Raw genomic sequence first — 23,810 nt, forward strand, 5'->3', positions numbered from 1 at the left:
CGTTCCGCCCCCCTCGGCCGGGCGGCCGCGGGCTGCCTCGCGGGCTACTTCACCGTGATCGCGCGCAGGCTCTCGCGCAGCGAGCCCATGGTCGCGAGCACCGCGCTGGGCTCGTAGCCGCAGTGCGCCATGCAGTTGTCGCACCGCGGGTCCTTGCCGCGGCCGTACTTCTCCCACTGCGTGTTCTGCAGCAGTTCACGGTAGGTGGCGACATGGCCGTCGGCCATCAGATAGCAGGGCAGCTGCCAGCCCTTGAGGGAATACGACGGGATGCCCCACGGCGTGCACTCGAACTCCACCTTGCCCTCGAGGAAATCGAGGAACAACGTGGAGTGGTTGAAGCGCCACTTCTTGCGGCGGCCGTCGGCGAACGCCTTGCGGAACAACTCGCGGGTCTGCTCCACCCCCAGGAAGCGGTCCTGGTCGGGAGCCTTCTCATAGGCGTATCCCGGGGAGATCTCCATGCGGTCGACGCCGACCTCGTCGTTGAGGAACGTGAGGACGTCGATCACCGTCTGGGGCGAATCGGTGTTGAAGAACGTGCTGTTCGTATACACCTGGAAGCCCTTGGACTTGGCGAGTCTGATGGCCTCGACGGCCTTGTCGAACACACCCTCCTTGCTGACGGCCGCGTCGTGCTGCTCCCGCATCCCGTCGATGTGCACCATCCAGGCGAAGTTCTTGTCCGGCCTGAACTTGTCGATGTGCCTGGGCAGCAGCAGCGCGTTGGTGCACAGCACCACGAATTTCCTGCGCTTGACCAACTGCCTGACGATCTCGTGGATCTGAGGGTGCATCAGCGGCTCGCCACCGGACAACGCCACCATCGGCGCACCGCACTCCTCGACGGCTCCGACCGCCTGCTGCACGGGCATCCGCTGCTTGAGCACGTCGTGCGGATGCTGGATCTTCCCGCAGCCGGCGCAGGCGAGGTTGCAGGCGAAGAGGGTCTCCACCTCCACCAGCAGCGGGAACTTCTCCACCCGCCGGATCTTCTGCTTGATCAGATGGGCGCCGAGCTTTAACGACAGGTGCAGCGGCAGGCTCATACCGTTCTCCCCAGTCCCACGCACGAAGCTCTTTCAGGCTTTCAGGTGTGCCCAGTGCATCGTGCACGCACACGTCGCGCGGGACAGGTCCAGGTCACGAATTGGCGTACGCCTCCCTCAGTTCGATCTTGCGCACCTTTCCGCTCACCGTCATCGGAAAGGCATCCAGAATCCGCACACTGCCCGGGATCTTGTAGTGCGCGAGCCGGCCCTCGCAGAAGGCGCGCACCTCGTGCAGAGTGGGCGGGTCGGCCGCGTCCTGCGGGATCACGCAGGCCAGGACCTCCTCGCCGTACTTCTCGTGCGGCACCCCGACGACCTGGACGTCCTTGATCTTCGGGTGGGCGTGGAGGAACTCCTCGATCTCGCGCGGGTAGATGTTCTCGCCGCCCCGGATGATCATGTCCTTGATGCGGCCGACGATCTCGACGTATCCGTCCTCGCGCATCACCGCCAGGTCCCCGGTGTGCATCCAGCGGCCCGCGTCGATAGCCTCGGCGCTCTTCTCCGGCTCGTTCCAGTAGCCGAGCATCACGCTGTAGCCGCGGGTGCACAGCTCGCCTGCCGTGCCCCGGGGCCGGGTGACGCCCGTGGCCGGATCGACGACCTTGACCTCGAGGTGGGGCAGGACCCGGCCGACGGTGGCGGTGCGGTGTTCCAGGTCGTCGTCGATGCGGGTCTGCAGCGAGACGGGGGAGGTCTCGGTCATGCCGTAGCAGATGGAGACCTCCGCCATGTGCATCTCGGCGACGACCCGCTTCATCACCTCCACCGGGCAGGGCGAGCCCGCCATGATGCCGGTGCGCAGGGTGGAGAGGTCGTACGACGCGAAGTCGGGGAGGTTCAGCTCCGCGATGAACATCGTCGGCACGCCGTACAGGGACGTGCAGCGCTCCCGCTGCACCGCCTCCAGGGTGGCCGCCGGGTCGAAGGAAGGCGCCGGGACGACCAGGCAGGCGCCGTGCGAGGTGGCCGCGAGGTTGCCCATCACCATGCCGAAGCAGTGGTAGAAGGGCACCGGGACGCAGATCCGGTCCTGCTCCGTGTAGGAGAGCAACTCCCCTACGAAATAGCCGTTGTTGAGGATGTTGTGGTGGGAGAGGGTGGCGCCCTTCGGGAAGCCGGTCGTGCCCGAGGTGTACTGGATGTTGATGGGGTCGTCGCAGGACAGTTCCTCGTACCGGGCGTCACCGGTGCCCCGCGCGAGGAACGCCTCCCAGCTCGGGTCGCCCACGTACACGACCTCGCGCAACTCGGGGCAGCGGCCGCGCACTTGGCCGATCATCGCCCGGTAGTCGCTGGTCTTGTGGCTGAGGGAGGCGAACAGCAGGCGGATGCCCGCCTGGCGCAGGACGTACTCGGCCTCGTGGGTGCGGTAGGCCGGGTTGATGTTCACCATGATCGCGCCGATGCGGGCGGTGGCGTACTGCACCAGCACCCACTCCGGGCAGTTGACCGCCCAGATGCCCACCCGGTCGCCCTTGGCGACCCCGGCGGCGGCCAGTGCCTGCGCCAGCTCCTCGACGGCAGCGCCGAACTCGGCGTACGTCCAGCGCCGTCCCGACGGCACGTCGACCAGCGCCTCGCGGTCGGGCCAGGCCGCCACGGCCCGGTCCAGACTGGCGCCGATGGTGTCGCCGAGCAGTACGGTCGGACTGGTCCCGTGCGTGTACGACAGCGGAGCGCTCACCGGAAGTCCTCCTCGCGGTACTCGTTCGCGGAGCCCTGGGCCGTGGCCTCGCGCAGCTCGATGCGGCGGATCTTGCCGGAGACGGTCTTGGGCAGGGCGCCGAACTCCAGCCGGCGGATGCGCTTGTAGGGGGCGAGCACCTGACGGGAGTGCTCGAAGATGACCTTCGCGGTGTCCGGGCCGGGCTCGTGGCCCTCGGCGAGGACGACGTACGCCTTGGGCACCGCGAGGCGCAGCTCGTCCGGTGCGGGCACCACGGCCGCCTCGGCCACCGCCTCGTGCTCCAGCAGCGCGCTCTCCAGCTCGAACGGGCTGATCTTGTAGTCGGAGGCCTTGAAGACGTCGTCCGCGCGGCCGACGTAGGTCAGATATCCGTCCGCGTCCCGGGAGGCGATGTCCCCGGTGCGGTAGTAGCCGCCGGCCATCGCCTCGGCGGTGCGGTCCGGGTCGCCGTGGTAGCCGGTCATCAGGCCGACCGGACGTTCGGACAGGTCCAGGGCGATCTCGCCCTCGGCGGCGCCGGGCGCGCCGGAGACCGGGTCGAGGAGTTCGACGCGGTAGCCGGGGCTGGGCCGGCCCATGGAACCGGTCTTGAGCACCTGGCCGGGGCTGTTGGAGACCTGCACGGCGGTCTCGGTCTGTCCGAACCCGTCCCGGACGGTGACGCCCCAGGCCCGCCGGACCTGCTCGATCACCTCGGGGTTCAGCGGTTCACCGGCGGCGACCGCCTCGCGGGGCGGGGTGGCGAGCCGGCCGAGGTCGGCCTGGATGAGCATGCGCCACACGGTCGGCGGGGCGCAGAAGGTGCTCACGCCGGCCCGGTCCATCTCGGCCATCAGCCGGGACGCGTCGAAGCGCGTGTAGTTGTACAGGAAGACGGTCGCCTCGGCGTTCCACGGCGCGAACAGGTTGGACCAGGCGTGCTTGGCCCAGCCGGGCGAGGAGATGTTCAGATGCACGTCGCCGGGTTTCAGGCCGATCCAGTACATGGTCGCCAGATGCCCGATCGGGTACGAGGTGTGGGTGTGCTCGACCAGTTTGGGGCGGGCGGTGGTGCCGGAGGTGAAGTACAGCATCAGCGGGTCGTCGGCCAGGGTCGGGCCGTCGGGCACGAACGCGGCGGGCGCGCCGTACGCGTCCTCGTAGGCCTCCCAGCCCTGCGCCGCGCCGCCCACGGCGATGCGGGTGTAACCGCCCGGAACCCCGGCGAACTTGCCGGTGTCCGCGGCCCGCGCGATCACGTGCCGGATGCGGCCGCGGTCCACCCGGTCGCGCAGGTCGGCCGGGCCGAGCAGCGGGGTGGCGGGGACGACGACCGCGCGCAGCTTCATCGCGGCCAGCGCGGTCTCCCACAACTCGGCCTGGTTGCCGAGCATGACCAGGATCCGGTCCTCGGCTCCGACGCCCCGGGCCCGCAGGTGGTTCGCGACCCGGTTCGACCGCTCGGACATCTCGGCGAAGGACAGCCGCGTCTCGCCGCCGTCCTCCTCGACGATGTGCAGCGCGGTGCGGTCGTTGCCGGCGGCGATCGCGTCGAACCAGTCCAGCGCCCAGTTGAAGTGCGCGGGCCGCGGCCAGGCGAAGCCCCCGCAGGCGCCGGCGTAGTCCTCGCGGTGTTGCAGCAGGAAGTCCCGGGCGTTGCGGAACTCCTCGGTCGCCGTGCTCATCGCATACTCCTTGCTGTTCCGGACCATTGCCGGGCGGCTCTCTGGCATCGTCTAATCCGTGATGCAGGTCTCACTACCCCCGAACGGGGGTGTGGACGGCCGGAAGGGCGGACCAGGTGACGGCAGAGGCGGCGGGGACAGTGGAGATCGGTGGTGCGCTGGCCCGGCTGCGGCGGGCGACGGGCCTGCCGGTCGCGTTCGGCGGGCTGCTCGAGTCGGGCCGGCCGCGGATCCGCATCAGCGAGCTGAGCGGCACGCACACGGCGTCGCTGCGCGCGCTCGCGGTGACCTCCGGCAACGGGCTCGGCGGCAAGGCGGTGGCGCTGGCCCGGCCGTGCGCGGTGACGGACTACTCCAGCTCCCGGCAGATCAGCCACGAGTACGACGTCCAGGTGGCCGCCGAGGGCATCCGCTCGGTGCTCGCGGTGCCGGTGGTGGTCCGGCGCCGGGTGCGCGGGGTGCTCTACGGCGCGCTGCGCTCGGCCCAGCCGCTCGGCGACCGCACGCTGGGCGCGGCCATGGCCGTCGCGCGGGACGTGGAGCAGTCGCTGGTGGTGCGGGACGAGGCGCGGGGGCTGCTGGCGGCGGCCCGGCCGGAGCCGGCCGACGGCTCCCGGGCGGCCGCCTGGGAGCAGGTGCGCGAGGCGCACGCCGCGCTGCGGGCGCTGGCGCCCCGGATCACGGACCCGCAGCTGCGGGCGGAACTGCTGGCCGCGTGCGGGCTGTTGACCGCGCCGCGCCCGGCCCAGGGCACGGCTCTGGCGCCGCGCGAACTGGACGTGCTGTCCTGGGTGGCGGCGGGGGCCACCAACGCGGCGGTGGCCGAGCGCCTCGGTCTGCGCCCGGAGACGGTCAAGGGCTATCTGCGCTCCGCGATGCGCAAGCTGGGCGCCCACACACGAGGGGAGGCGGTGACGGCGGCCCGCAGGGGCGGGCTGCTGCCGTAGTCCCTCACGGGCCGGACACGACAGCAGTAAACGAACCTGCCGATCCAAGCGGGAAGCCCCTGATTTTCCCCAGGGCTGCACTCCTGTTATTTCCCTCACCACGGCATCCGTCTGAATTTCAGGGATCGTTGCCTAGAATTTGGCTCGAACACGACACACGAGGGGAGCGGTGACCGTGCGACGGGACTTCCAGGAGCCTGCCAGGTGCCGTCCCGACCTGCTCATCGGCCGCGAGGAGCTGTTCTCCGGCGCTCGTGACCAGCTCGCCTCGGGCGGCAGTGTGCTGCTCCACGGTCCCGCCGGAATTGGGAAATCGACCGTCCTGCGGGCATTGGCCGAGGAATACGGCGCCGGCGCGCGCACCGTGTTGCGCTGCTCGGCCACCGAGTCCGAATCCCACCTTCCCTTCCTGGCCCTCGCCGACCTCTTCGGGCTGGTCCTCGACGACGTCTCCGCCCGGCTGCCCGCCGCCCAGCGCACCGCCCTGGAGTCGGCGCTCACCGGCCGCGGCGAGTCCAGCCTCCAGCGCGACGGCCTCGCCCTGCGCCTCGCCGTGCTCTCCGCGCTGCGCGCGCTGGCCGCCCGGGGCGGCGTCCTCGTCGTCGCCGACGATCTGCAGTGGCTGGACCCGGCCAGCGCCGAACTGCTCGGCTTCGCCGCCCGGCGCCTGGAGGGCACCCCGGTGCAGCTGCTGTGCGCGGTGCGCACCGAGGGCCAGGAGAGCCAGGAGTACGACCGGCACCTGCGCGCCTGCCCGCCGGGCACCCTCGCGATCCGGCTCGGCGCGCTGACCCGCACCCAGGTCGCCCAGCTGCTCGACCACCGCGGTCACGCCGGGCTGCCCCGCTCCACGGTCCGCGAGATCCACCGCACCTCCGGCGGCAATCCGCTGTTCGCCCTGGAACTGGGCCGGGCCCTCGCCGACAGCCCCACCCCGCCCCGGCCGGGCGAGCCGCTGCCGGTGCCGACCTCGCTGCGCGCGCTCGTCCTCAGCCGCCTGGACATGCTCTCCGTCGAGGCCCGCCGCACCCTGCTGGTGGCCAGCGCCGGCGCCCGCCCCACCCCGGCGCTGCTGCACGCGGCCGGCCGGACCAATGCCGAGGCCGAGTGCGCCCAGGCCGCCGAACTGGGGCTGCTGGCCACCGAGCCCGACGCCCCCGCCGTACGGTTCGCGCACCCGCTGATCTCCGCCGCGCTGTACGCCGAGGCGCCCGCGCCCGAGCGGCGCGCCGCGCACGCGGCCCTGTCCACCGCCGCCTCCGACCCGATCGAGCGGGCCCGGCACCTGGCGCTGGCCACCGTGGGCACCGACCCGGAGGTGGCGGCCCGGCTCGCCGGGGCCGCCGCCCTCGCCCGGGACCGGGGCGCCCCCTCCGTCGCGGCCCAGCTGGGCCTGCTCGCCACCCGGCACACTCCCGCCGACGGTGTGCCGAGCCAGGAGGAGCGCCGGCTGCAGGCCGCCGAGGACGCGATCACCGCGGGCGAGCTGGACCTGGCCCGCGACATCGCCCGCGAGGTGCTCGCCCGGGCGGCCGTGCCCGCCGACCGGGTGCGGGCCTGGATGATCGTCATCGACAGCGCCGGGCACACCATGTCCGAGGTGGACGCTATCTTCCCGCAGGCCCTCGCCGACGCCGGCGACGACCCCCGGCTGCTGGCCCTGGTGCACTACCAGCTGGCCTGGCGGGCCCTGATCGTGGAGGGCGACTTCACCGAGGCCCGCGAGGCCGCCGCGCACGCCGCCGAGCTGGCCGCGCGCGGCGGGGAGAGACGCACCGAGCTGCTCTCCCTCGCCTTCCAGGCGCAGACCGAGACCCTGATGGGCCACCCGGAGGCGCCCCGCACCATCAAGCGCGCCCTGAAGGAGCCCCAGGACCCCCGGGTGGCCTGGCACCACAACGGGGCGCTCAGCGCCCGGTTCCGCTGGCTGGTCATGGGCGACCAGCTGGCCGAGGCCCGGGCGACGGTGACCGCGCTGCTGCGCGAGGTGCGCCGGCGCGGCTCGGTGGAGAGCGAGGTGCACTTCCTGCGCGGCCTCGCCGAGACCGAGCTGCGCGCCGGGCACTGCGGGCGCGCGCTGGAGCTGGCCCGCGACAGCCTGCGCCTGGCCCGGGACTCCGGGATCGGCGAGACCGCCTCGGCGATGCTCACCTCGCTCGCGGAAGCCTCCGCCGGCGACGTCGACCGGGCCCTGGCGCTCGCCCGGGAGGCGGTGCAGCACGCCGAGGAGGACGGCGACCAGATGTATCTCTCCCGGGCCCTGGGCGCGCTCGGGTACGCCCAGCTGGTGGCCGGGGATCCGGCGGGCACGGTGCGCTCGCTGCGCCGGGTGCGCCGGCTGGAGCTGGGGCTCGGCATCACCGACCCGGCGCGCGGCCGCTGGCAGGGCGACCTGGCCGAGGCGCTGGTGCGGATCGGTGAACCGGCGGAGGCGCAGGACGTCATCGACGCCAGCCGTGAGCACGCCCTCAGGCTCGGCCGGGAGAGCGTCCTCGCCGTCCTGGACCGCTCCGAGGCGCTGGTGCGGGCCGCCCAGGGCGAGCTGGAGGCCGCCGTGGGCCAGCTGACGTCCGCTCAGGACCGGCTCGGCAAGCTCGGCTACGGGCTGGAGGAGGCGCGGGCCGCGTTCGCGCTCGCCCGGCTGCGGCCGCGGCGCCCCGCGGCAGGCGCGGAGGGGGCCGGGGCCCGGCGGCAGACGGCGGCCTTCGACGAGGCCACCCGGATGTTCCGCCGCTGCCGGGCGCTGCCCTGGCTGCGCCAGGTGGACGAGGCCCTCACCGCCCCCGAGCCGGAACCGGCGCCGGCCGCGGCGGACGCCCTGGACGCACTCGGCGTGCTGGCCGCGATGGAGCGCCAGGTCGCCGCGCTGGTCATGGAGGGCGCCACCAACCGGGAGATCGCCGCCCGGCTGTTCATCAGCGTCAAGACGGTGGAGGCGACCCTGACCCGGGTCTACCGCAAACTGGGGATCCGGTCGCGGGTCGACATCGTCCGATTGGCGGCGGCCCACCGCGCGAAGTGACGGTGCCACCGGTTAACTGAACCGGACCGAGGGTTTTCCCTCACAACACCCGCTAGGGGGTTCCCTCATTGGGAGCCGACGGTTCCGGGTCCTAGCGTAAAGGACGTGCCGCTCGCCCGGGCACACGGGGTTCGGTCCCTTCCCCGCTCTCGGCCTGCGCCTAAGTGGTGGGACCCCCGCCCCGTGCACACCACCCGCCCGTGCGACCCCCCACCGGTACAACCCCCACTGAGGAGACTCATGTTCGGCCTCACACGTGCCAGACAGACCGCCGCGATCCTGGTGGCCACGGCCGCCGCCGCGGCGACCGCGCTCATCGCCTCCCCCACGGCGAACGCGGCTCCGCAGCCCATCGTCGGCGGTACGACCACCACGACCACGGCGTACCCGTTCGTCATGCAGATCACCGACGCCTCCGGCAACCAGTTCTGCGGCGGCACCCTGGTGGCTGCCAACAAGGTCGTGACGGCCGCGCACTGCATGGCCGGCGAGTCGACCGGCAGTGTCCGCGTGGTCGGCGGCCGGACCTATCTGAACGGCACCGACGGCACGGTCAGCAACGTCAGCAAGATCTGGATCAACCCGTCGTACACGGATGCCACCAGTGGCAACGACGTGTCCGTGCTGACCCTGTCGACGCCGATGCCGTACACCACGGCGAAGTACGTCTCCTCGTCGGACACCGGGGTGTACGCGGCCGGCGCCACGGCCCGGATCCTCGGCTGGGGCACCACCTCGGAGAACGGCAGCTCCTCCAACCAGCTGCGGACCGCGACCGTCCCCGTCGTGGCCGACTCCAGCTGCAAGAGCTCCTACGGTTCGGACTTCGTCCAGTCCGACATGGTTTGCGCCGGATACACCTCCGGTGGCGTGGACACCTGCCAGGGCGACAGCGGCGGTCCCCTGCTCATCGGGGGCGTCCTGGCAGGGATCACTTCCTGGGGCGAGGGGTGCGCGGAGGCGGGTTACCCGGGTGTCTACACCCGGCTGACCCACTTCTCGGACCTGGTGACCACACAGGTCAAGTCGTAGTCCCGAGTCCCGGAAGAAGAACACCTGAGAGTCCCTCAGGTAGATGCCAGGGGGACGTTGCGAGCCACCACGAGCGGCCCGCAACGTCCCCCTCTCCATCACGGTGCTGAGCGGCCGGGGGGCCGCTCAGCGCCGTACGACGCCGCCGAACCGGATGTCGTACGGCGTCCCCGGGTGCAGCACGGCCAGCGTCCGGGCGCCCTCCTCGGCCACCTCGTCCCGCTGGGCCTTCGTCAAGGGCCCGAAGGGCTCGATCACGAGGGTGCCGCCGTCGGCCTTCCACAGCCCGGCGAGGAAGCCGTCGACCAGGAAGGTACGCAGGGCCTGGTTGCCCTGCCCGTTGCGGCCCCGGTGCTCGGGCGGCACGACACGGCTGCGGTCGGCGTGGGAGAGCAGCAGGTTGTCGTACTCGGGCAGGAAGCGGGGCGGGGCCGGGGTGTCCGGGTCGGGGCGGGGAGCGTCGGGCAGGTCGAACAGTTCGACTCCGTTCGGGTCCCGGAAGGTGAGCAGGTCCGGGCGCAGCCGCTCGAAGGCGTCCCGCAGCCGGGTGAGTCCGGCCCAGGCCTGCATGTCCTTCACCGAGGCCGGGCCGAAGGCGGCCAGATAGCGCGGGACCACGTCGGCCGGCCCCATGGGCTCCCCGGCGGGGCGGCCCAGCCAGTGCTCGGCCGTGGTGAGGGCGACCCGGCCGCTGCGGCCCCACAGGCCGCGCGGGGTGACCTGGACCAGGGGCAGTGTGCAGCGGGCAGCCACGGCGAGGGCCCGCGGGTCGGCGCCGGGCCACTCGGCGCCCAGCGCCTGCCGCAGCTGCGCCATGGTGCGCGGCTCGGCCTCGACCAGCGCGCGGGCGAGGCAGGCCAGCCGGTCCAGGTCGACGCCCGCGAGGCCCGCGCGGAAGGCGGCCAGCTCCCGGTCCCGGGCCGGCTGGGCCAGCGGCCGCAGGCCGAGGCAGTCCTCGGCGGTGTGGGTGTGCAGGGTGGAGCGCAGGGTGACGATCCGCACGGCCTCGCGCTCGGCCATGGGCCCGGCCAGCAGCTCGGGCGCGAAGCCCTCGAGGCGGGCGGCGAGCGCGTAGTAGGGCGGGTTGACGTTCTGCGCCTGGAGCCCGGCCAGATGGCGCAGGGCGTCCAGGACGGACCGCCCGGAGCGGCGCAGCAGCAGCTGCCGGGCGAGGGTCGCGCGGTTCAGCGCGCGGGTGCCGAGGACGGGGGCGGTGCTGCTCTTCGTCATGCCCGCACGCTAGTGCTGCGACCGGAAAGGTTCACCGGCTCGCGACGCCCGGCACGGCACCTCGCCGCGTTGTCGCATCACCCGAGTACATCCAGTACACGGGCGATGCTCCGCCTTGCGATGCACCGCACCGGACGCCGCGAGCTTTCCGGCAAACCTTTCCAGCCACAGCACTAGCTGGGACGGCGGACACGGGCTGTCCGCTTTCCGCGGCGGCCCGGCGGGAGCCGGGCCGGGTCAGCCCGTGCCCGGCAGGCGGTCGCACACCGACTGCAGCCAGGTCAGGCCGGGAGCCAGGCGCAGCAAGTCCAGGTTCTTCAGCAGGGCGTCCAGGTGGCCGGGGTGGGCGAGGAACTCGATCGTCGCCTCGGCGAAGGCGTCGCGCACCGAGGGCGGCATCGCGTCGGAGGCGTCGAAGCAGTGCACCGCCCGGTCGTCCAGGAGGGTCGCGGCGAGGCTGCGGTGCCAGGCGGCGCCCGCGCCGGCGGGGGCGGACTGGGCGGCGGGGCTGACGGAGAAGCCGGACTCCCGGGCGTTCCAGGCCCGTTGGACGTCGGCCGAGGCGAGGTACCGGATCAGGGTCCTGGCCTCGCCGGTGGCGTGCAGCAGGGCGACCAGGTCGCCGGAGACCTCCCAGGCGCCGGTGGTCCTCGCGCCGGGGATCAGCCGGGCCGAGGGTTCGTAGCGGCCGTCAGCGCGCTTCCAGGCGTCGGCGGTGCGGATGAACGACCCCTGGTGCTCCAGCGTGCAGCCCCGCGGGGTGCGGGTGACCGGCACGGAGGCGTTCTGGTACGGCGTCTTCAGCGCCCGCCGCACCAGGTCCGGGTCGCCTCCGGCGCCCAGCATGCGGCCCCAGGTCGTCCAGGCCCCCTTCACCTGCGCCGACCGCCAGGGCAGGGTGCCGCGCGCCCACCGCTGGTAGGCGTCCGGGCCGGACTGCTGCAGCAGGATGTCCTCGATCCAGTCGGTGCCGGGCCAGCCGCTGGTCGCCCCGGACCCCATGCCGACGCACCACTGGCCGGGCTCGCGCGCGGCCCCGGCCAGCGCCCGCCCGCCGGTGCCGGCCGGGTACCAGACGATGCTCTTCAGGTCGGCCTTGAGCGGGAACCAGTACACGTGCCCGTCCAGCGCGGTGGTCCAGGACGCGCCGAAGCCGCCCCGGGGCACGAGGTCCTCCAGCGGTTTCAGCCGGCCCTGCCGGGCGTAGGCGGCGAGTTCGCCGGGCCCGGTCAGCACCACCACGTCGGGCGGTGTCCCGGCCTCGACGTCGGCGCCGAGCACCTGGCTCTCGGCGGAGCTGCCCTGGTAGTCGACGTGGATGTGGTGCGCGCGCTCGAACGGCTTCAGGACCGTGTCGCGGAAGTCGCGCTCGTCGGTGCCGGTCCAGTTGGCCAGCAGGGTGACGGTCGGCTCCTGTCCGAGGGCGCGTACGCCGGCCACGAGGGCGGCCGCGAGCAGGATCAGACAGCCCGCCAGCACGGCGACCGTACGGGGGCGGGGGCGGCGGTGCGGGGCGGCGGCCGGCGCGGGGCCGGTGTGCGGGGCGCTCACCGGGGCCTGAACCGGTAGTCGTCGATGTGCCGCCGCAGTCCCGTCTCGGCGAGGGCCATGAGCACGATGCCTCCGATCAGGATCCATCCCGCGGCGGACGCGCGGAAGCCGGTCTGTGCCAGGTACGAGGCGGTGTGCCGCCCCGCGTCGGTGATGAGCTGCCCGGTCAGCGGGCGGTCGAGCAGCGCGCGGGTGTGCGCCATGCCCCGGTGCGTCCACACGGTGAACAGCAGCGCGGTGCCGGTCCCGGCCACGAGCAGGGTGCCCGCCGCGAGGATCCCGCGGTTGTACCGGCGGCGCAGGCGGCGGCGCAGGAAGAGCTGGGCCTCCAGCAGGGCCGCGGCGAGGGCGGCGGCGAGCAGCAGGGTCACGGTCCAGCCGCACCACAGCAGCGGCCCGAACGAGGTCTGGCGCCGCACCGCGTCGCGCTGCTGCGCCCGCAGGGCGGTCAGCCGGGCCTGGATCCCGGAGCCCGGATCGGTCAGCACGCTGGTGGCGTAGCTGAGGTAGGCCTCGCGCAACACGCTGTCCGCCGACTGCAGTTGGGCCTGCTGGACCTTGACGGCGTACACCGTGATCAGTCCGGCGACCGTCTGCAGCGCCTGCCGGCCCGCCGGGCCGCCGACGCCGTCCCCGGCGGCGGCCGCCAGGCTCTGCGCGGCGACCGAGATCTGCTTCTGGAAGTCGCTGGTCGGCGTCGCCGCGCCGGCGTCCTGCTGGGCCTGGCCGAGCGCGTACAGCGCGGTGTCGAGCGACAGCACGGCCGGGGCGCTGGAGGTGCGCAGCGGGTCGGCGTCGCCGTGCACCCCTTCGTAGGACAGGAACAGCGACAGCGTCAGCAATGCCGACAGGGCGAGCAACAGGCGGTGCCGGACGGCGAGATCACGGGCGGTCGTGCTGCCGCCGTCGGCGGGCGGGCGCGGGCCGAGCCACAGGAGGAGGCGGGTCAGGAGAACGAGGCGGCGGCGGGGGCCGAGCGGGCGAGCGGGCCCTTGACGGTCGGCAGCGCCCGGCTGCCTCGGGGTGTCGGGGGTCGGGGTGGCGGGGGTCATGCGGGGGATCCCCTCAGGGGGCGGCCGCAGTCGCCTCCGCAGTAGGCGGAGTCGGCCGGGCCGAGCCACTTGCAGTCCGGGCACTCGATGAGGCCGCCGGGATCGGCGCCGCCCTCCGCCGCCGCACCGGGGCCGGGCGGCGTCGCGGGCGGCAGGCCGCAGGCGGGCGACTCGGACGGCGTCGTCATGGCGCTGGAGAGGATCAGGTGCTGCCAGTCGACGTCCTTCAGCCCCGCGCGGACCCGGCCCGTGCCCGCACCGGCCCCGCTGTCACCGCTGTCCCCGCCGTCCCCGCTGTCGCCCCTGTCCCCGCTGTCTTCGATTCGCCGCAGCGCGCCCAGGAGTTGGGGGTCACCCAGCTCGCCGGCCAGGACCAGCGCCCGTGTCAGCGCGCGGTCCGCCGCCGCCCGGCCGTCGGTGCCGCGCAGCCACGCCCGGTAGGCCTCGGCGACGGCGGCGCTCGCCTGCTGGTACAGCTCGTGCCGGCGGATGCCGGGATGCTGCCGGGAGGCGTCGAGCGGGTTGTCGGTCCAGCGCACCAGGACGGGGCGCGGCGCGGGCAGCCGTACCGGGCGCCCGAAGTCGGGTACGACGACCTCCACGGCGGCGAGCTGGAGGTCCTCGCCGGTCTCGCGGCCGGTCGGGTCGGCGCTCAGGACGGCCTGGAAATGCCGTACCTCGTCGCCCCAGGCGCGGGTGACGTACTCGGTGCCGCGCCCGCCGTGGCCGGCCGGGACGGCGGGCAGTTCCTGCTCGTTCGGCACCACCTGGGTGACCCGGCGGATCACCGTCCCGGGGGTGGGGGTGAGCCTGATGCGCAGCTCGGGAACGGCCGTGCCGAGCAGTCCCTGCACCAACTCCTCGTAGGCGGCGGTCAGTTCGGACTCGTCACGGACCGCCCCGGCGCGGCCGTGCAGCCGCCGGGTGATACCGAGCAGGAGTTCGGCGTCCCAGTCGTCGCCGATGCCCCAGGCGTCGCAGACGAACCGGCCCTCGCAGGCGTCCAGCGCGTTCTCCAGGCTCATGGCGGCCCGGTGGTCGTGCTCATTGCGTCCGTCGGTGAGCAGCAGGACGTGCTTGACGGGGGCCGGCTGCTGCTTGAGCAGCCGCCGGGCGAGGTCGAGCCAGGTGCCGATGGCGGTGCCGCCGTCCGCGTCCAGGATCCGTACGGCCCGCTCGGCGGCGTCCCGTTCGGCGGGCCCGGCGACGGCCAGCGGCGAGCGGCCGGGGCCGGGGTGGACCACAGTGGCGTCGAACCGCCCGGAGAGCACGGCGAAGGCGGTGCCCTCGGGCAGCAGCCGGACCGCGGCGACGGTGGCGTCCTTCGCGGCGTGCAGTTTGGCGGCGGGGTGGAGCATGGAGCGCGAGGTGTCGACGATCAGCACCTCGGCGAGCGCGGGCCCCGCCCCGTGACCGGGGGCGGCGGCGAGCCCCGGGCCGCCGTGGCTGCGCACGCCGATCTCCAGGATGGCGTGCATCTCCCGGCCCGCGGGCCCCGCGGCCCCGGGCGGTGCGGCGGGCAGTTCCTTCTGCTGGCCGACCGCGAGCGTGACCTCGATCTGTCCGGGCGCGGTCATCGTTGTCGTCCCCCAGGTCGTCGCGGGTGCTTCTCGGAGATCTGTACGAAGGTCGGTATCGGGGTCGGTACGCAGGCCGGTGGCGCCGGTCAGAAGGTGGTCATCGGCCGGACCCCGTGAGCCAGGTCGAGCAGCCGGCCGTGTTCCCCGGCGGTGCGGGCCTGTGCGGCCAGTTGCCGGAAGGAGTGCTCCAGCAGGCCCCGCAGGCTGTCCTCGTCGCCGGGGCCGAGCAGGTCCCCGGCCGGGAACCGCGCTCCCCGGCCCGGCTCGGGCGGGCCGTACAGGGCGTTCTCGCGGACCTCGGCGGCGAGCCGGGCCCGGGACTCGCCGTCGGCGGCGCCGCCGTCCAGGCGCAGCTCGGGCAGCCGCCGGGCGGCGTCCTCGAGGTCGGCCGGCGAGGGCGGGCGGCCGTGCAGGATGCCGGCGCGGACGCGTACGGCCGCGATGCGGGCGGCGTCGTGGTGACGGGAGGTGGCGGGCACGTCGTCGAGCACGCGGACGGCTGCATCCCGGTCGTCGCCGGCCAGATGGCACCGGGCCAGTCCGAACGCGGCGGCGGTGTGCGCGAAGTCCCGTTTCCACACGGCCTCGTAGCAGCGCATGGCCCGGGCGATGCGCTGCGCGCGGGCCTGCCGGGCACCACGGCCGGCTCCGGGCCCGGGTATGGCTACGGATGCGGGCGCGGGCACGGGTGCGGCTGCCCGTTCGGCGTCGGCGCCGTCCCCTCCGGTCCGCCCGGCGGCGTGTTCCGCGCAGTAGCCGAGGGCCAGCTTGGGGACGTACTCGCCGGGCAGGGCCCGGTGGACGGCGTCGAAGTGGGCGCCGGCCTCGGGGACTTCGCCCTTGCTCAGGTGCAGCACGCCGCGGTGCCAGGCGATGCGCCAGTCATGGGCGGCGGCTCGTTCGCCGAGCTGGGTCTCGGCCTCGGCGAGCCAGCTCTCGGCCTGCTGCTGCTCGCCGCGCCTGAGGTAGGCGCGGCACAGCCACAGCGCGGTCTCGGGGGTGCCGAGGCGGGACTCCCGGGGCCACTGCAGGGCGACCTGGTCGGGGGCGTCGGGAGAGAAGGTGTCCAGCAGTAGGGCGGCGCCGTCGTCGGGGTCGGGAACCGGCTCCGGGAGGGCGCCGGCGACCTCCGCGGCGTGCGGCGGGGAGACGTCCAGCCCCTCGGGCCGCTCGCCGGGGCGTGCGGTCCAGTGGTCCAGGGCCGGGATCGCGCCGAGTCCGGCGTCGAGGCTGGCGACGGTGGCGCGGAACCGGGTGGAACTCTCCGGCAGCTGTTCGCCGAACTGCAGCGAGCGGAACTCCCGCAGCACTTCCCAGAGTTGACGGGACATCTCGGCCGCCGAGCGGAACCGGGCGGCGGGCTCGGCGTGGGTGGCGCGGTCGACGATCCGGCGGAAGGAGTCGGGGGCGAGACCGCGGGCCGGTTCGATGGCGCGGGCCAGCGCCTGGAGGGTCATGCCGACGGTGTAGAGGTCGCTGTCGACGTGCCAGCCGCGCCGGTCGATCTCCTCCTTGGGCGGGGCGAAGCCGCCCGTGTAGACGTAGGCGGAGGTGCGGTCGCCGATCGCGCGGACCGCGCCGAGGTCGATGACCTTGACCGCCCGGCCGAAGTGGATGACGTTGGCGGGCTTCATGTCGCAGTAGAGCAGGCCGCGTTCGTGCATGTACTGCAGGGCGCCGAGGATCTTGCAGCCGTAGGTGAGGACGTGGTCGAGGCGGGGGCGGCCGTGGAAGATCCGCTCGGCGTCGTCGGCGTCGAAGAGCTGTTGCAGGGATCGGCCGCCGATGTAGTCCATGACCAGGTAGCCGGCCGGCGGGCGGCCGGGGGCCTGGTGGTCGGCGTAGGTGATGATGCGGACGATGTCGGGGTGGTGCAGGTCGGTCAGGGAGCGGCGTTCCTCGACGGCGCCCAGGCGGGCGAGCGCGTCGTGGACGTTGATCTGGCCCTTGAGGACGACCCGGTAGCCGTCGGCGCGGGTGTCCTCGGCGAGGTGGATCCAGCCGAGGCCGCCGCGGGCGAGACAGCCGAGGACGCGGTAGTGGCCGGCGACCATGTCGCCCTTGTCCAGCTGGGGCAGGAAGGAGTACGGCGTGCCGCAGCGGGGGCAGCGGCCGGTGGCGCGGGCGCTCTGGCCGCCGTAGCCGATGCCGACGGTCATGGTGCAGCCGTCCGCCCCGCAGCGGCGGCCCCCCGTGGGCGGGCTGGGGTCGGCCACGAGCACGCCGTCGGGGACGGGCACCTCGGGGAGTACGACGAGCCCGTGCTGGTCGAGTTCCCCGACCCCGGCGACGGCGTGCACGGCGGGCGGACCGGGGCTCTCCTCGGCGCCTTCCGCGACGGCCGGGGGCTCGGCACGCGGCGCCGGGTACGGCCGCGCGGGCGGCTCGGCAGGCGGCTCGGCACGCGGCTCGATGTGCCGGTGGCCGCAGGTGTCGCAGTAACCGGTACCCATGATGCGACCCGCACAGCCGGGCCGGGCGCACGAGGTCACGACGCGCTCTCCTCTCCGGAACGGGGCATGCGGCGCGGCGTCACTGCCTGCCGGGAGGCCGCCGGGTGACTGCGGGCGGCGGCCTGGTGACGGGGGGCGGTGGCCTGGTGGTCCGCGGCCGGGGCCGAATTCCCCGGCGCCCGGGCCGAGTTGTCGGGCGTCGCCGGACCGCCCGGGGCCGGGCCCGGCCTCAGGCCCGGACTCGGACTCGGGCTCAGGCCCGGACTCGGACTCGGGCTGTCCGGGGGCGGATTCCCTTCCTGTCCCTCTCCCTGATCCCCGGCTCGCGGGGGGCCCGTCGGCATACCCGGTCCTCCCGTCGCGCCCGCGGCTCCCGTCGTGCCCGTCGGGTCGCCGGGCGTCGGTGCCGACGTCGACGCCGGTGTCGAGCAGAAGGTGACGAAGCGTTCGACCGCCGTCTCGGCGCGCTCGATGTCGCACGGGGTGTGCCGCAGCAGCGAGAGGGCGTCTTCGTAGAGCCGGTACGCCTCCAGGACCGGGTCGCCCGGCACGGCAGCGGGCGTGCCGGACGAGGAGGTTTCGCCGGGTGCGCCCGACGCGGCGGCCGCTCGCCGGCGGCACAGGGGCCATTCGGCGCTCACCCGGCCGAGGAGTTCCTCGCGGCGGTGCAGCCGGGTGTCGAGGTGGCCGATGGCCCGCTCCAGGCGCGTGCGGCGGCGCTCGGCCGCCTCCTCGAAGGTGAACAGCAGGTCGGCGCGGCCGGGTTCGCTCTCGCGTTCCGGGGTGTGGGCGACCCAGGCGCGCAGCATCCGGGTGCGCCGTACGCCGCCGTCGGCCTGGTCGACCAGTTGCCGGGCACCGGGGCCGGGCAGCACCCGGTCCCGGAGCCGCTCGAGGGCCGGGCCCAACTCGTCCGCGATCCGGTCGAGTTCGCCGTGCAGCCGGACCCAGCGGTCGTGCAGCGGCCGGTCCACGAGCGCCTCGGCGGCCTGGTCGGCCCGCTCCCCTCGGCGGCGGAAGACCAGCAGCAGCCGGGCCCCTGCCGGGCGAGCCGGTCCAGCAGGCCGAGCAGGGCGCCGGGTTCGGCGGCCTGGTCGACGCCGACCAGGACCGCGGCGAGCGGGACGCGCAGCGCGCCGAGCCGTTCGGGCCGGGGGTCGTCGCGGATACCCAGGCGGGCGGCGACGCGGTCCATCACCTCGGCGGCGGTGAGCCCCTTGACGTCCAGCGCGAGATCGTGCGCGCCGGCCGGGGGCACGGTCTCGGGCGGGTCGTGGCTGAAGACACTGGTGTTCCGGTCGGTGCGCAGCTCCCGGTCGGCGAGTGTGACGGCCCGGTTCAGGGTCCAGGCGCGGTCGCTGCGGGCGGGGACGACGGTGACGAGGACCGGCCAGCCCTCGCCCCGGAACCAGGAGGCGAGTTCGGTGGCGAAGGGCACGTCGAGCACGCCGGCGCCGCCCCGTGCGCCGGTGCGCAGCCGGGGGTCGACCGCCTCGGCGCCGTCGGTCCAGGCGGCGGCCTGCGGCAGATGGCTGAGGATGGTCTCGGTGGGGCTCATGTAGCTGAAGGCGGAGCCCGGCCCCTCGTCGACGCTGAGGACGATCCCGATGACCTGGTCGGTGGCGTGGTCGACCACTCCCCCGCCGCTGAAGCCGGGCGCGGCCAGTTCGCCCGGGGTCAGCGGGCGCAGCTGCACCTGGCTGTCCCGGCCGCGGGCGGCGACCAGGGTGGCTCCGTGCCATCGGCCGCCGTCGTCGCCGTCCGGGAAGCCGTACATGCTCACCGGTCCGTGCGGTGCGGCGAGCCGGTAGAGCCGGGTGGTGTGCTCGGCGGGCAGGGGCCGGGCGAGGCGCAGCAGGGCGAGGTCGCCGCTGCGGTCGCCGAAGGCGTCCTCGCGCAGCGGCACGTGCTCGTCCTCGTGGACGGTGGCGGGTACGGCGTCGAGCCCGGGGACCGCGACGAGGCGTACGGCGTAGCGGCGGCCGGGAACGGCGACATGGGCGGCGGTGAGCACCCGGTCGGGGGCGAGCAGCACCCCCGCACCGAGGACCCGCCCGTCCGGCGCCTCGATGCGTGCGATCCAGGACGGCGTCCGCAACCGCGATGTGACGGCTCGCTCCCCCGTGCGCGTCATGGTCCCGAGGTTACTCCCAGTACCGGTCCGGTACTACTGGTGTGCACGGGAGCGTTGCCGAGGCGCGGGGGCCGGGGCTAGCGCTGTGGCCGGAAAGGTTTGCCGGAAAGCTCGCGGCGTCCGGTGCGGTGCATCGCAAGGCGGAGCATCGCCCGTGTACTGGATGTACTCGGGTGATGCGGCAACGCGGCGAGGTGCCGTGCCGGGCGTCGCGAGCCGGTGAACCTTTCCGGTCGCAGCACCAGCGAGGGGCCCGTGCTGTGCCCGCGCACCGGCGGGGGCGGGACCGGTGTGCCGGGCCGCCGCCCACGAGAGCGCTGCTCCCCCGCCCGCGCCTGTGTCCTTGCCCTCGGCGGGAGTTCAGTGCTGCGCGTTCAGGGCGGCGACCACCTGCGCGTCGGTGAGCTGCTCGAAGTCCTCGTACCACTGGCCCACGGCGGCGAAGCCGGCCGGGCGGTGCGGGCAGACGACCGTGTCGGCCTCGCCGGCGATCGAGTCCAGCGAGTCGGGGGCGCCGACGGGGACGGCGAGGACGAGGTGCGCGGGGGCGCGGCGGCGGACGTGGCGCAGGGCCGCGCGGGCGGTGGCGCCGGTGGCCAGTCCGTCGTCGATCACGATCACCGTGCGGCCGGCCGGGTCGGGGCGCGGGCGGTCGCCGCGGTAGTGCTGCTCGCGGCGGTGCAGTTCGCGCCGCTCGCGTTCGACCACCGGGGCCATGGACTCCTCGGTCAGGCCGAGCATGCCGAGGGTGTCGGTGTGGAAGAGGGGCGGATCGTCCGCGGCGAGCGCGCCGACGGCGAACTCCTCGTGGTGGGGGGCGCCGATCTTGCGGACGACGAGCACGTCCAGCGGGGCGCCGAGGGCGCGGGCGACCGGCTCGGCGACGGCGATGCCGCCGCGGGGCAGGGCGAGCACGAGGGGGTCGGAGAGGCCTTCCCGTTCGCACAGGCCGGCCAGCAGTCCGGCCAGTTCCCGTCCGGCTTCGGCGCGGTCCCGGAAGCGCATGACTGGTCCTCCTCGGCGGATCCCCCTTCCATGGTGCGCCTGACCGGGCCTTTGCGAAGACAAGAGCATTCACACACCAGATCTATACACTGCGTGTATAGTCCCTGCATGCCTCTTCGGACCGACAAGATCCCGACGACCCGGCGTGCGCCCGGGAAGATGCGCGAGACCTCCGGCAGGTTGCGTCCTGCCGCCCTCGCCGCGGCCGCCGCCTGCCTCGCGCTCACGCTGTCCGGCTGCGCGCAGGCCGACACGACCGCGCCGAGCAGCGCACGGGCCTCGGCGGCGAAGGGCGCACCGGCGAAGTTCGGGACCGCCGACTGCCGCGAGGCGAAGTGCATCGCGCTCACCTTCGACGCGGGGCCAAGCGAGAACTCGGCGCGGCTGCTCGACATCCTGAAGGAGAAGAAGGTCCCGGCCACCTTCTTCCTGCTCGGCAAGAACCACATCGAGAAGTACCCGCAGCTGGTCAAGCGGATGGCGGCCGAGGGACACGAGGTCGCGAGCCACACCTGGGACCACAGGATCCTCACGAAGATCCCGGACGCCCGGATGCGCGACGAGCTGAAGCGCCCCGACGACGCGATCGAGCGGCTCACCGGACGCAGGCCGACCCTGATGCGCCCGCCGCAGGGCCGTACCGACTCCGCCGTGCACAAGATCGCCAAGGAGGAGGGCCTGGCGGAGGTGCTGTGGAGCGTGACCGCCAAGGACTACACGACCGACGACTCGGCGCTCATCGAGAAACGCGTCCTCGGTCAGTCGTCCCGGGACGGGATCATCCTGCTGCACGACATCTACTCCGGCACGGTGCCCGCCGTCCCCGGCATCATCGACGCCCTGAAGGCGCGCGGCTACGTCTTCGTGACGGTGCCCCAGCTGCTCGCTCCGGGCAAGGCGGAGCCGGGCAGGGTGTACCGGCCCTGACGGCTCGGCCGCGTCGGCCGGGGACCGAACTGCCGGAAGACGGGCGGGCATTGCCTACGATCATGCCGTGCCCGTCTTCTCCTTCACCCGCACGGCGCCGCTCCCGCTCGACGAGGCGTGGCGCCGGCTCACCGAGTGGCCCCGCCACGCCGACGCCGTCCCGCTGACCCGGATCAGGGTGCTCACGCCCCCGCCGACCCTGGTGGGCACGCGCTTCGTGGCCCGCTCCGGCATCGGCCCGCTGGCCGTCGACGACATCATGGAGGTGACGGTCTGGCGCCCGCCCACCGGCGACGAGCCCGGCCTGTGCCGCCTGGACAAACGCGGCCGGGTGGTCCTGGGCTGGGCGGAGATCGAGGTCGGCCCGGGGCCCGGGGGCCGTAGCCGGGTGGTGTGGCGGGAGGAGGTGCGCGTGCGTGCGCTGCCGCGTGTCTTCGACGGCGTCCTGGAACGCACGGCACGCGTGATGTTCGGGCGAGCGGTGAACCGGCTGCTCCGGAAGGCGTGAGGGCCGGCCGCCGGGCGTGACGGCCGACCATCGGGCGTGATTGGCCGGCCGCCGGTCGTCGCCCGCCCCGTCGCGGCCGGCCGCTCCTGCCCGCGCTCAGTCCCTGCGGCCCGTCACCGCGACGGTGACCCCCAGCCCGATCATGGTCAGCCCGCCGGTCCCGCCGACGGCGGCCAGCCGCCGGGGCGAGCGGGCGAACCAGTTGCGCGCGGCGGAGGCGGCCAGCCCCCAGACGCTGTCGGAGGCCAGCGCGATGGCGTTGAAGACCAGCCCGAGCAGCAGCATCTGCCCAGGGACGTGCCCCTGGCCGGGATCCACGAACTGGGGCAGTGCGGCGGCGAAGAACACCATCGTCTTGGGGTTGGCCACGCCGACCGCGAAGCCTTCCCAGAAGGTGCGGACGAAGCCGTGCCCGGGGCCGCTCGCCTGCGCGAACGCGGCCCGCAGCGAGCCGCGTTGCCGCCAGGCCCGTACGCCGAGGTACACGAGGCAGGCGGCGCCCGCGAGCTTCAGCGCGGTGAAGACGAGCAGCGACCGCTCCACGACCGGGCCGATGCCGAGCGCGACGGCGCCGACGAGCACGTACGCGCCGAGCGTGTTGCCGGCGACGGTGGTCAGCGCGGCCCGGCGGCCGTGGGCCAGGGCGCGCCCGACCACGAACAGCACGCTGGGGCCGGGCACCACGATGAGCAGGAGGGACAGGGCCGCGAAGGCGGCCAGCCGGTCGGCGGACACCATGGGTTCATGGAAGCGAGGGCGGCCGCCGCCCCGCAAACCGTTTTCCGCGACCGTTCCCCCGCGGCCTCAGGCCACCGACCCGATCCGCGCGGCCGGCCGGGACGCCGTGTCGTGGTGGATGGGGGTGTGCGCGCCGGTCAGCGGGACCCCGCTGCCGCCGCGCCGGCCGGCGACGATCTCCGCGCCGATGGACAGGGCCGTCTCCTCGGGCGTACGGGCGCCGAGGTCGAGGCCGATCGGCGAGCGCAGGCGGGCCAGTTCCAGCTCGGTGACGCCGACGTCGCGCAGCCGCTGGTTGCGGTCGAGGTGGGTGCGGCGCGAGCCCATCGCGCCGACGTAGGCGACCGGCAGCCGCAGGGCGAGCTGCAGCAGCGGTATGTCGAACTTGGCGTCGTGGGTGAGGACGCACAAGGCCGTGCGGGCGTCGACCTGCGTGCGCTCGAGATACTTGTGCGGCCACTCGACGACGATCTCGTCGGCCTCGGGGAAGCGGGTCCTCGTCGCGAACACCGGGCGGGCGTCGCACACGGTGACGTGGTAGCCGAGGAACTTGCCGACCCGGACCAGTGCGGAGGCGAAGTCGATCGCGCCGAAGACGATCATCCGGGGGGCGGGGACGGAGGACTCGACCAGGACCGTGAGCGGGGCGCCGCAGCGCGAGCCCTGCTCGCCGATCTCCAGGGTGCCGGTGCGGCCCGCGTCCAGGAAGGCGCCGGCCTCGGCGGCGACGGTGCGGTCCAGTTCGGGATGGGCGCCGTAGCCGCCGTCACAGGAGCCGTCCGGACGCACCAGGAGGGCCCGGCCCCGCAGCTCGGCCGGGCCGTCCACGATCCGCGCGACCGCCGCCGCCTCCCCACGGGCGGCGGCGGCCAGCGCGGCCGCGACCACCGCCCGGGCGGGACCGTCCGCCCGGACCGGTGTGACGAGGATGTCGATGATGCCGCCGCAGGTCAGGCCGACGGCGAAGGCGTCCTCGTCGCTGTAGCCGAAGCGTTCGAGGACGGTTTCCCCGTCCTCGAGCGCCTGCCGGCACAGCTCGTACACGGCGCCCTCCACGCACCCGCCGGAGACCGAGCCGATCGCGGTGCCGCCCGAGTCCACCGCGAGGGCGGCGCCGGGCTGGCGCGGGGCGCTGCCGCCGACGGCCACCACGGTGGCGACGGCGAAGTCACGGCCCTGCTCGACCCACCGGTTCAGCTCCTCGGCGATGTCCAGCATCTGTCGG

Annotated in this window: 17 protein-coding genes; 5 read left to right on the forward strand and 12 right to left on the reverse strand. The window is 74.2% G+C overall.

The genetic code is table 11. From position 1 onward, the window contains the following. Positions 1-44 precede the first annotated feature (44 nt). The 3 genes from hpnH to A6P39_RS10900 all read right to left on the reverse strand — a co-directional run bounded on the left by hpnH (position 45) and on the right by A6P39_RS10900 (position 4,406). Positions 45-1,049, reverse strand: coding sequence for an adenosyl-hopene transferase HpnH (gene hpnH / locus A6P39_RS10890; RefSeq protein ID WP_067044890.1), 1,005 nt, complete (start codon positions 1,047-1,049; stop codon positions 45-47). 94 nt (positions 1,050-1,143) lie between these two features. After that, positions 1,144-2,739, reverse strand: coding sequence for an AMP-binding protein (locus tag A6P39_RS10895; RefSeq protein ID WP_067044892.1), 1,596 nt, complete (start codon positions 2,737-2,739; stop codon positions 1,144-1,146). Beyond that, positions 2,736-4,406 carry an AMP-binding protein gene (locus A6P39_RS10900; protein ID WP_067044894.1) on the reverse strand — a complete coding sequence of 557 codons (1,671 nt, stop codon included), beginning with the start codon at positions 4,404-4,406 and terminating at the stop codon, positions 2,736-2,738. Before A6P39_RS10900 ends, A6P39_RS10895 begins: the two co-directional genes overlap by 4 nt. 116 nt (positions 4,407-4,522) lie before the next feature. Here A6P39_RS10900 and A6P39_RS10905 point away from each other — a divergent pair, with 116 nt between their 5' ends. The 3 genes from A6P39_RS10905 to A6P39_RS10915 all read left to right on the forward strand — a co-directional run bounded on the left by A6P39_RS10905 (position 4,523) and on the right by A6P39_RS10915 (position 9,407). Next, a complete protein-coding gene (locus A6P39_RS10905) occupies positions 4,523-5,353 on the forward strand; it encodes a helix-turn-helix transcriptional regulator (protein ID WP_067044897.1) in 831 nt (276 codons plus the stop codon). A gap of 169 nt (positions 5,354-5,522) precedes the next feature. Then, complete coding sequence (locus A6P39_RS10910) at positions 5,523-8,375, forward strand: ATP-binding protein (protein ID WP_067044900.1); 2,853 nt, start codon at positions 5,523-5,525, stop codon at positions 8,373-8,375. A gap of 240 nt (positions 8,376-8,615) precedes the next feature. Further along, the gene (locus A6P39_RS10915) at positions 8,616-9,407 is read left to right on the forward strand and encodes a S1 family peptidase (RefSeq protein ID WP_067044903.1); all 792 of its coding nucleotides are present in this window, start codon (positions 8,616-8,618) and stop codon (positions 9,405-9,407) included. A 126-nt stretch (positions 9,408-9,533) separates the two neighbouring features. Here A6P39_RS10915 and A6P39_RS10920 read toward each other — a convergent pair whose 3' ends face one another. From A6P39_RS10920 to A6P39_RS10950, 7 genes are all read right to left on the reverse strand, one after another. Continuing rightward, a complete protein-coding gene (locus A6P39_RS10920; RefSeq protein ID WP_067044906.1) occupies positions 9,534-10,637 on the reverse strand; it encodes a winged helix DNA-binding domain-containing protein in 1,104 nt (367 codons plus the stop codon). 237 nt (positions 10,638-10,874) lie between these two features. After that, positions 10,875-12,188, reverse strand: a complete 1,314-nt coding sequence (locus tag A6P39_RS10925; protein WP_067044909.1) for an ABC transporter substrate-binding protein — start codon at positions 12,186-12,188, stop codon at positions 10,875-10,877. Continuing rightward, the gene (locus A6P39_RS10930) at positions 12,185-13,240 is read right to left on the reverse strand and encodes a hypothetical protein (protein ID WP_234378855.1); all 1,056 of its coding nucleotides are present in this window, start codon (positions 13,238-13,240) and stop codon (positions 12,185-12,187) included. The genes A6P39_RS10925 and A6P39_RS10930 overlap by 4 nt, the downstream gene beginning before the upstream one ends. Next, positions 13,237-14,817: a VWA domain-containing protein gene (locus A6P39_RS10935; RefSeq protein WP_067044912.1), complete on the reverse strand. Its 1,581-nt coding sequence runs from the start codon at positions 14,815-14,817 to the stop codon at positions 13,237-13,239. The genes A6P39_RS10930 and A6P39_RS10935 overlap by 4 nt, the downstream gene beginning before the upstream one ends. 89 nt (positions 14,818-14,906) lie before the next feature. Then, positions 14,907-17,312, reverse strand: coding sequence for a serine/threonine-protein kinase (locus tag A6P39_RS10940; RefSeq protein WP_067044915.1), 2,406 nt, complete (start codon positions 17,310-17,312; stop codon positions 14,907-14,909). 598 nt (positions 17,313-17,910) lie between these two features. Next, positions 17,911-19,407, reverse strand: coding sequence for a trypsin-like peptidase domain-containing protein (locus A6P39_RS10945; RefSeq protein WP_275883843.1), 1,497 nt, complete (start codon positions 19,405-19,407; stop codon positions 17,911-17,913). A 360-nt stretch (positions 19,408-19,767) separates the two neighbouring features. After that, on the reverse strand, positions 19,768-20,412 hold the full coding sequence (locus A6P39_RS10950; protein ID WP_067046199.1) for a phosphoribosyltransferase: 645 nt from the start codon (positions 20,410-20,412) through the stop codon (positions 19,768-19,770). A 159-nt stretch (positions 20,413-20,571) separates the two neighbouring features. Between A6P39_RS10950 and A6P39_RS10955 the strand changes: the two genes are divergently transcribed. Further along, positions 20,572-21,339: a polysaccharide deacetylase family protein gene (locus tag A6P39_RS10955; protein ID WP_067046197.1), complete on the forward strand. Its 768-nt coding sequence runs from the start codon at positions 20,572-20,574 to the stop codon at positions 21,337-21,339. A gap of 67 nt (positions 21,340-21,406) precedes the next feature. Further along, complete coding sequence (locus tag A6P39_RS10960; protein WP_067046195.1) at positions 21,407-21,847, forward strand: Immediate-early protein 2; 441 nt, start codon at positions 21,407-21,409, stop codon at positions 21,845-21,847. A 96-nt stretch (positions 21,848-21,943) separates the two neighbouring features. Here A6P39_RS10960 and A6P39_RS10965 read toward each other — a convergent pair whose 3' ends face one another. Together A6P39_RS10965 and A6P39_RS10970 are read right to left on the reverse strand one after the other, a co-directional pair. Further along, positions 21,944-22,585, reverse strand: a complete 642-nt coding sequence (locus A6P39_RS10965; protein ID WP_067046192.1) for a LysE family translocator — start codon at positions 22,583-22,585, stop codon at positions 21,944-21,946. Between the two features lie 66 nt (positions 22,586-22,651). Beyond that, positions 22,652-23,803 (reverse strand): XdhC family protein, encoded by a 1,152-nt coding sequence (locus A6P39_RS10970; protein ID WP_067046190.1) that lies wholly within the window; start codon positions 23,801-23,803, stop codon positions 22,652-22,654. Between the last annotated feature and the right edge of the window lie 7 nt (positions 23,804-23,810).

Origin of the sequence: Streptomyces sp. FXJ1.172 (genome assembly GCF_001636945.3) — a bacterium.
Classification (GTDB): domain Bacteria; phylum Actinomycetota; class Actinomycetes; order Streptomycetales; family Streptomycetaceae; genus Streptomyces.

Excerpts from the sequence above, each read along its gene's own strand:
- hpnH (WP_067044890.1), bottom strand. The coding sequence starts at position 1,049 with ATGAGCCTGCCGCTGCACCTGTCGTTAAAGCTCGGCGCCCATCTGATC.
- A6P39_RS10900 (WP_067044894.1), bottom strand. The coding sequence starts at position 4,406 with ATGAGCACGGCGACCGAGGAGTTCCGCAACGCCCGGGACTTCCTGCTG.
- A6P39_RS10915 (WP_067044903.1), top strand. The coding sequence starts at position 8,616 with ATGTTCGGCCTCACACGTGCCAGACAGACCGCCGCGATCCTGGTGGCC.
- A6P39_RS10920 (WP_067044906.1), bottom strand. The coding sequence starts at position 10,637 with ATGACGAAGAGCAGCACCGCCCCCGTCCTCGGCACCCGCGCGCTGAAC.
- A6P39_RS10930 (WP_234378855.1), bottom strand. The coding sequence starts at position 13,240 with ATGACCCCCGCCACCCCGACCCCCGACACCCCGAGGCAGCCGGGCGCT.
- A6P39_RS10935 (WP_067044912.1), bottom strand. The coding sequence starts at position 14,817 with ATGACCGCGCCCGGACAGATCGAGGTCACGCTCGCGGTCGGCCAGCAG.
- A6P39_RS10945 (WP_275883843.1), bottom strand. The coding sequence starts at position 19,407 with ATGACGCGCACGGGGGAGCGAGCCGTCACATCGCGGTTGCGGACGCCG.
- A6P39_RS10950 (WP_067046199.1), bottom strand. The coding sequence starts at position 20,412 with ATGCGCTTCCGGGACCGCGCCGAAGCCGGACGGGAACTGGCCGGACTG.
- A6P39_RS10955 (WP_067046197.1), top strand. The coding sequence starts at position 20,572 with ATGCGCGAGACCTCCGGCAGGTTGCGTCCTGCCGCCCTCGCCGCGGCC.
- A6P39_RS10965 (WP_067046192.1), bottom strand. The coding sequence starts at position 22,585 with ATGGTGTCCGCCGACCGGCTGGCCGCCTTCGCGGCCCTGTCCCTCCTG.
- A6P39_RS10970 (WP_067046190.1), bottom strand. The coding sequence starts at position 23,803 with ATGCTGGACATCGCCGAGGAGCTGAACCGGTGGGTCGAGCAGGGCCGT.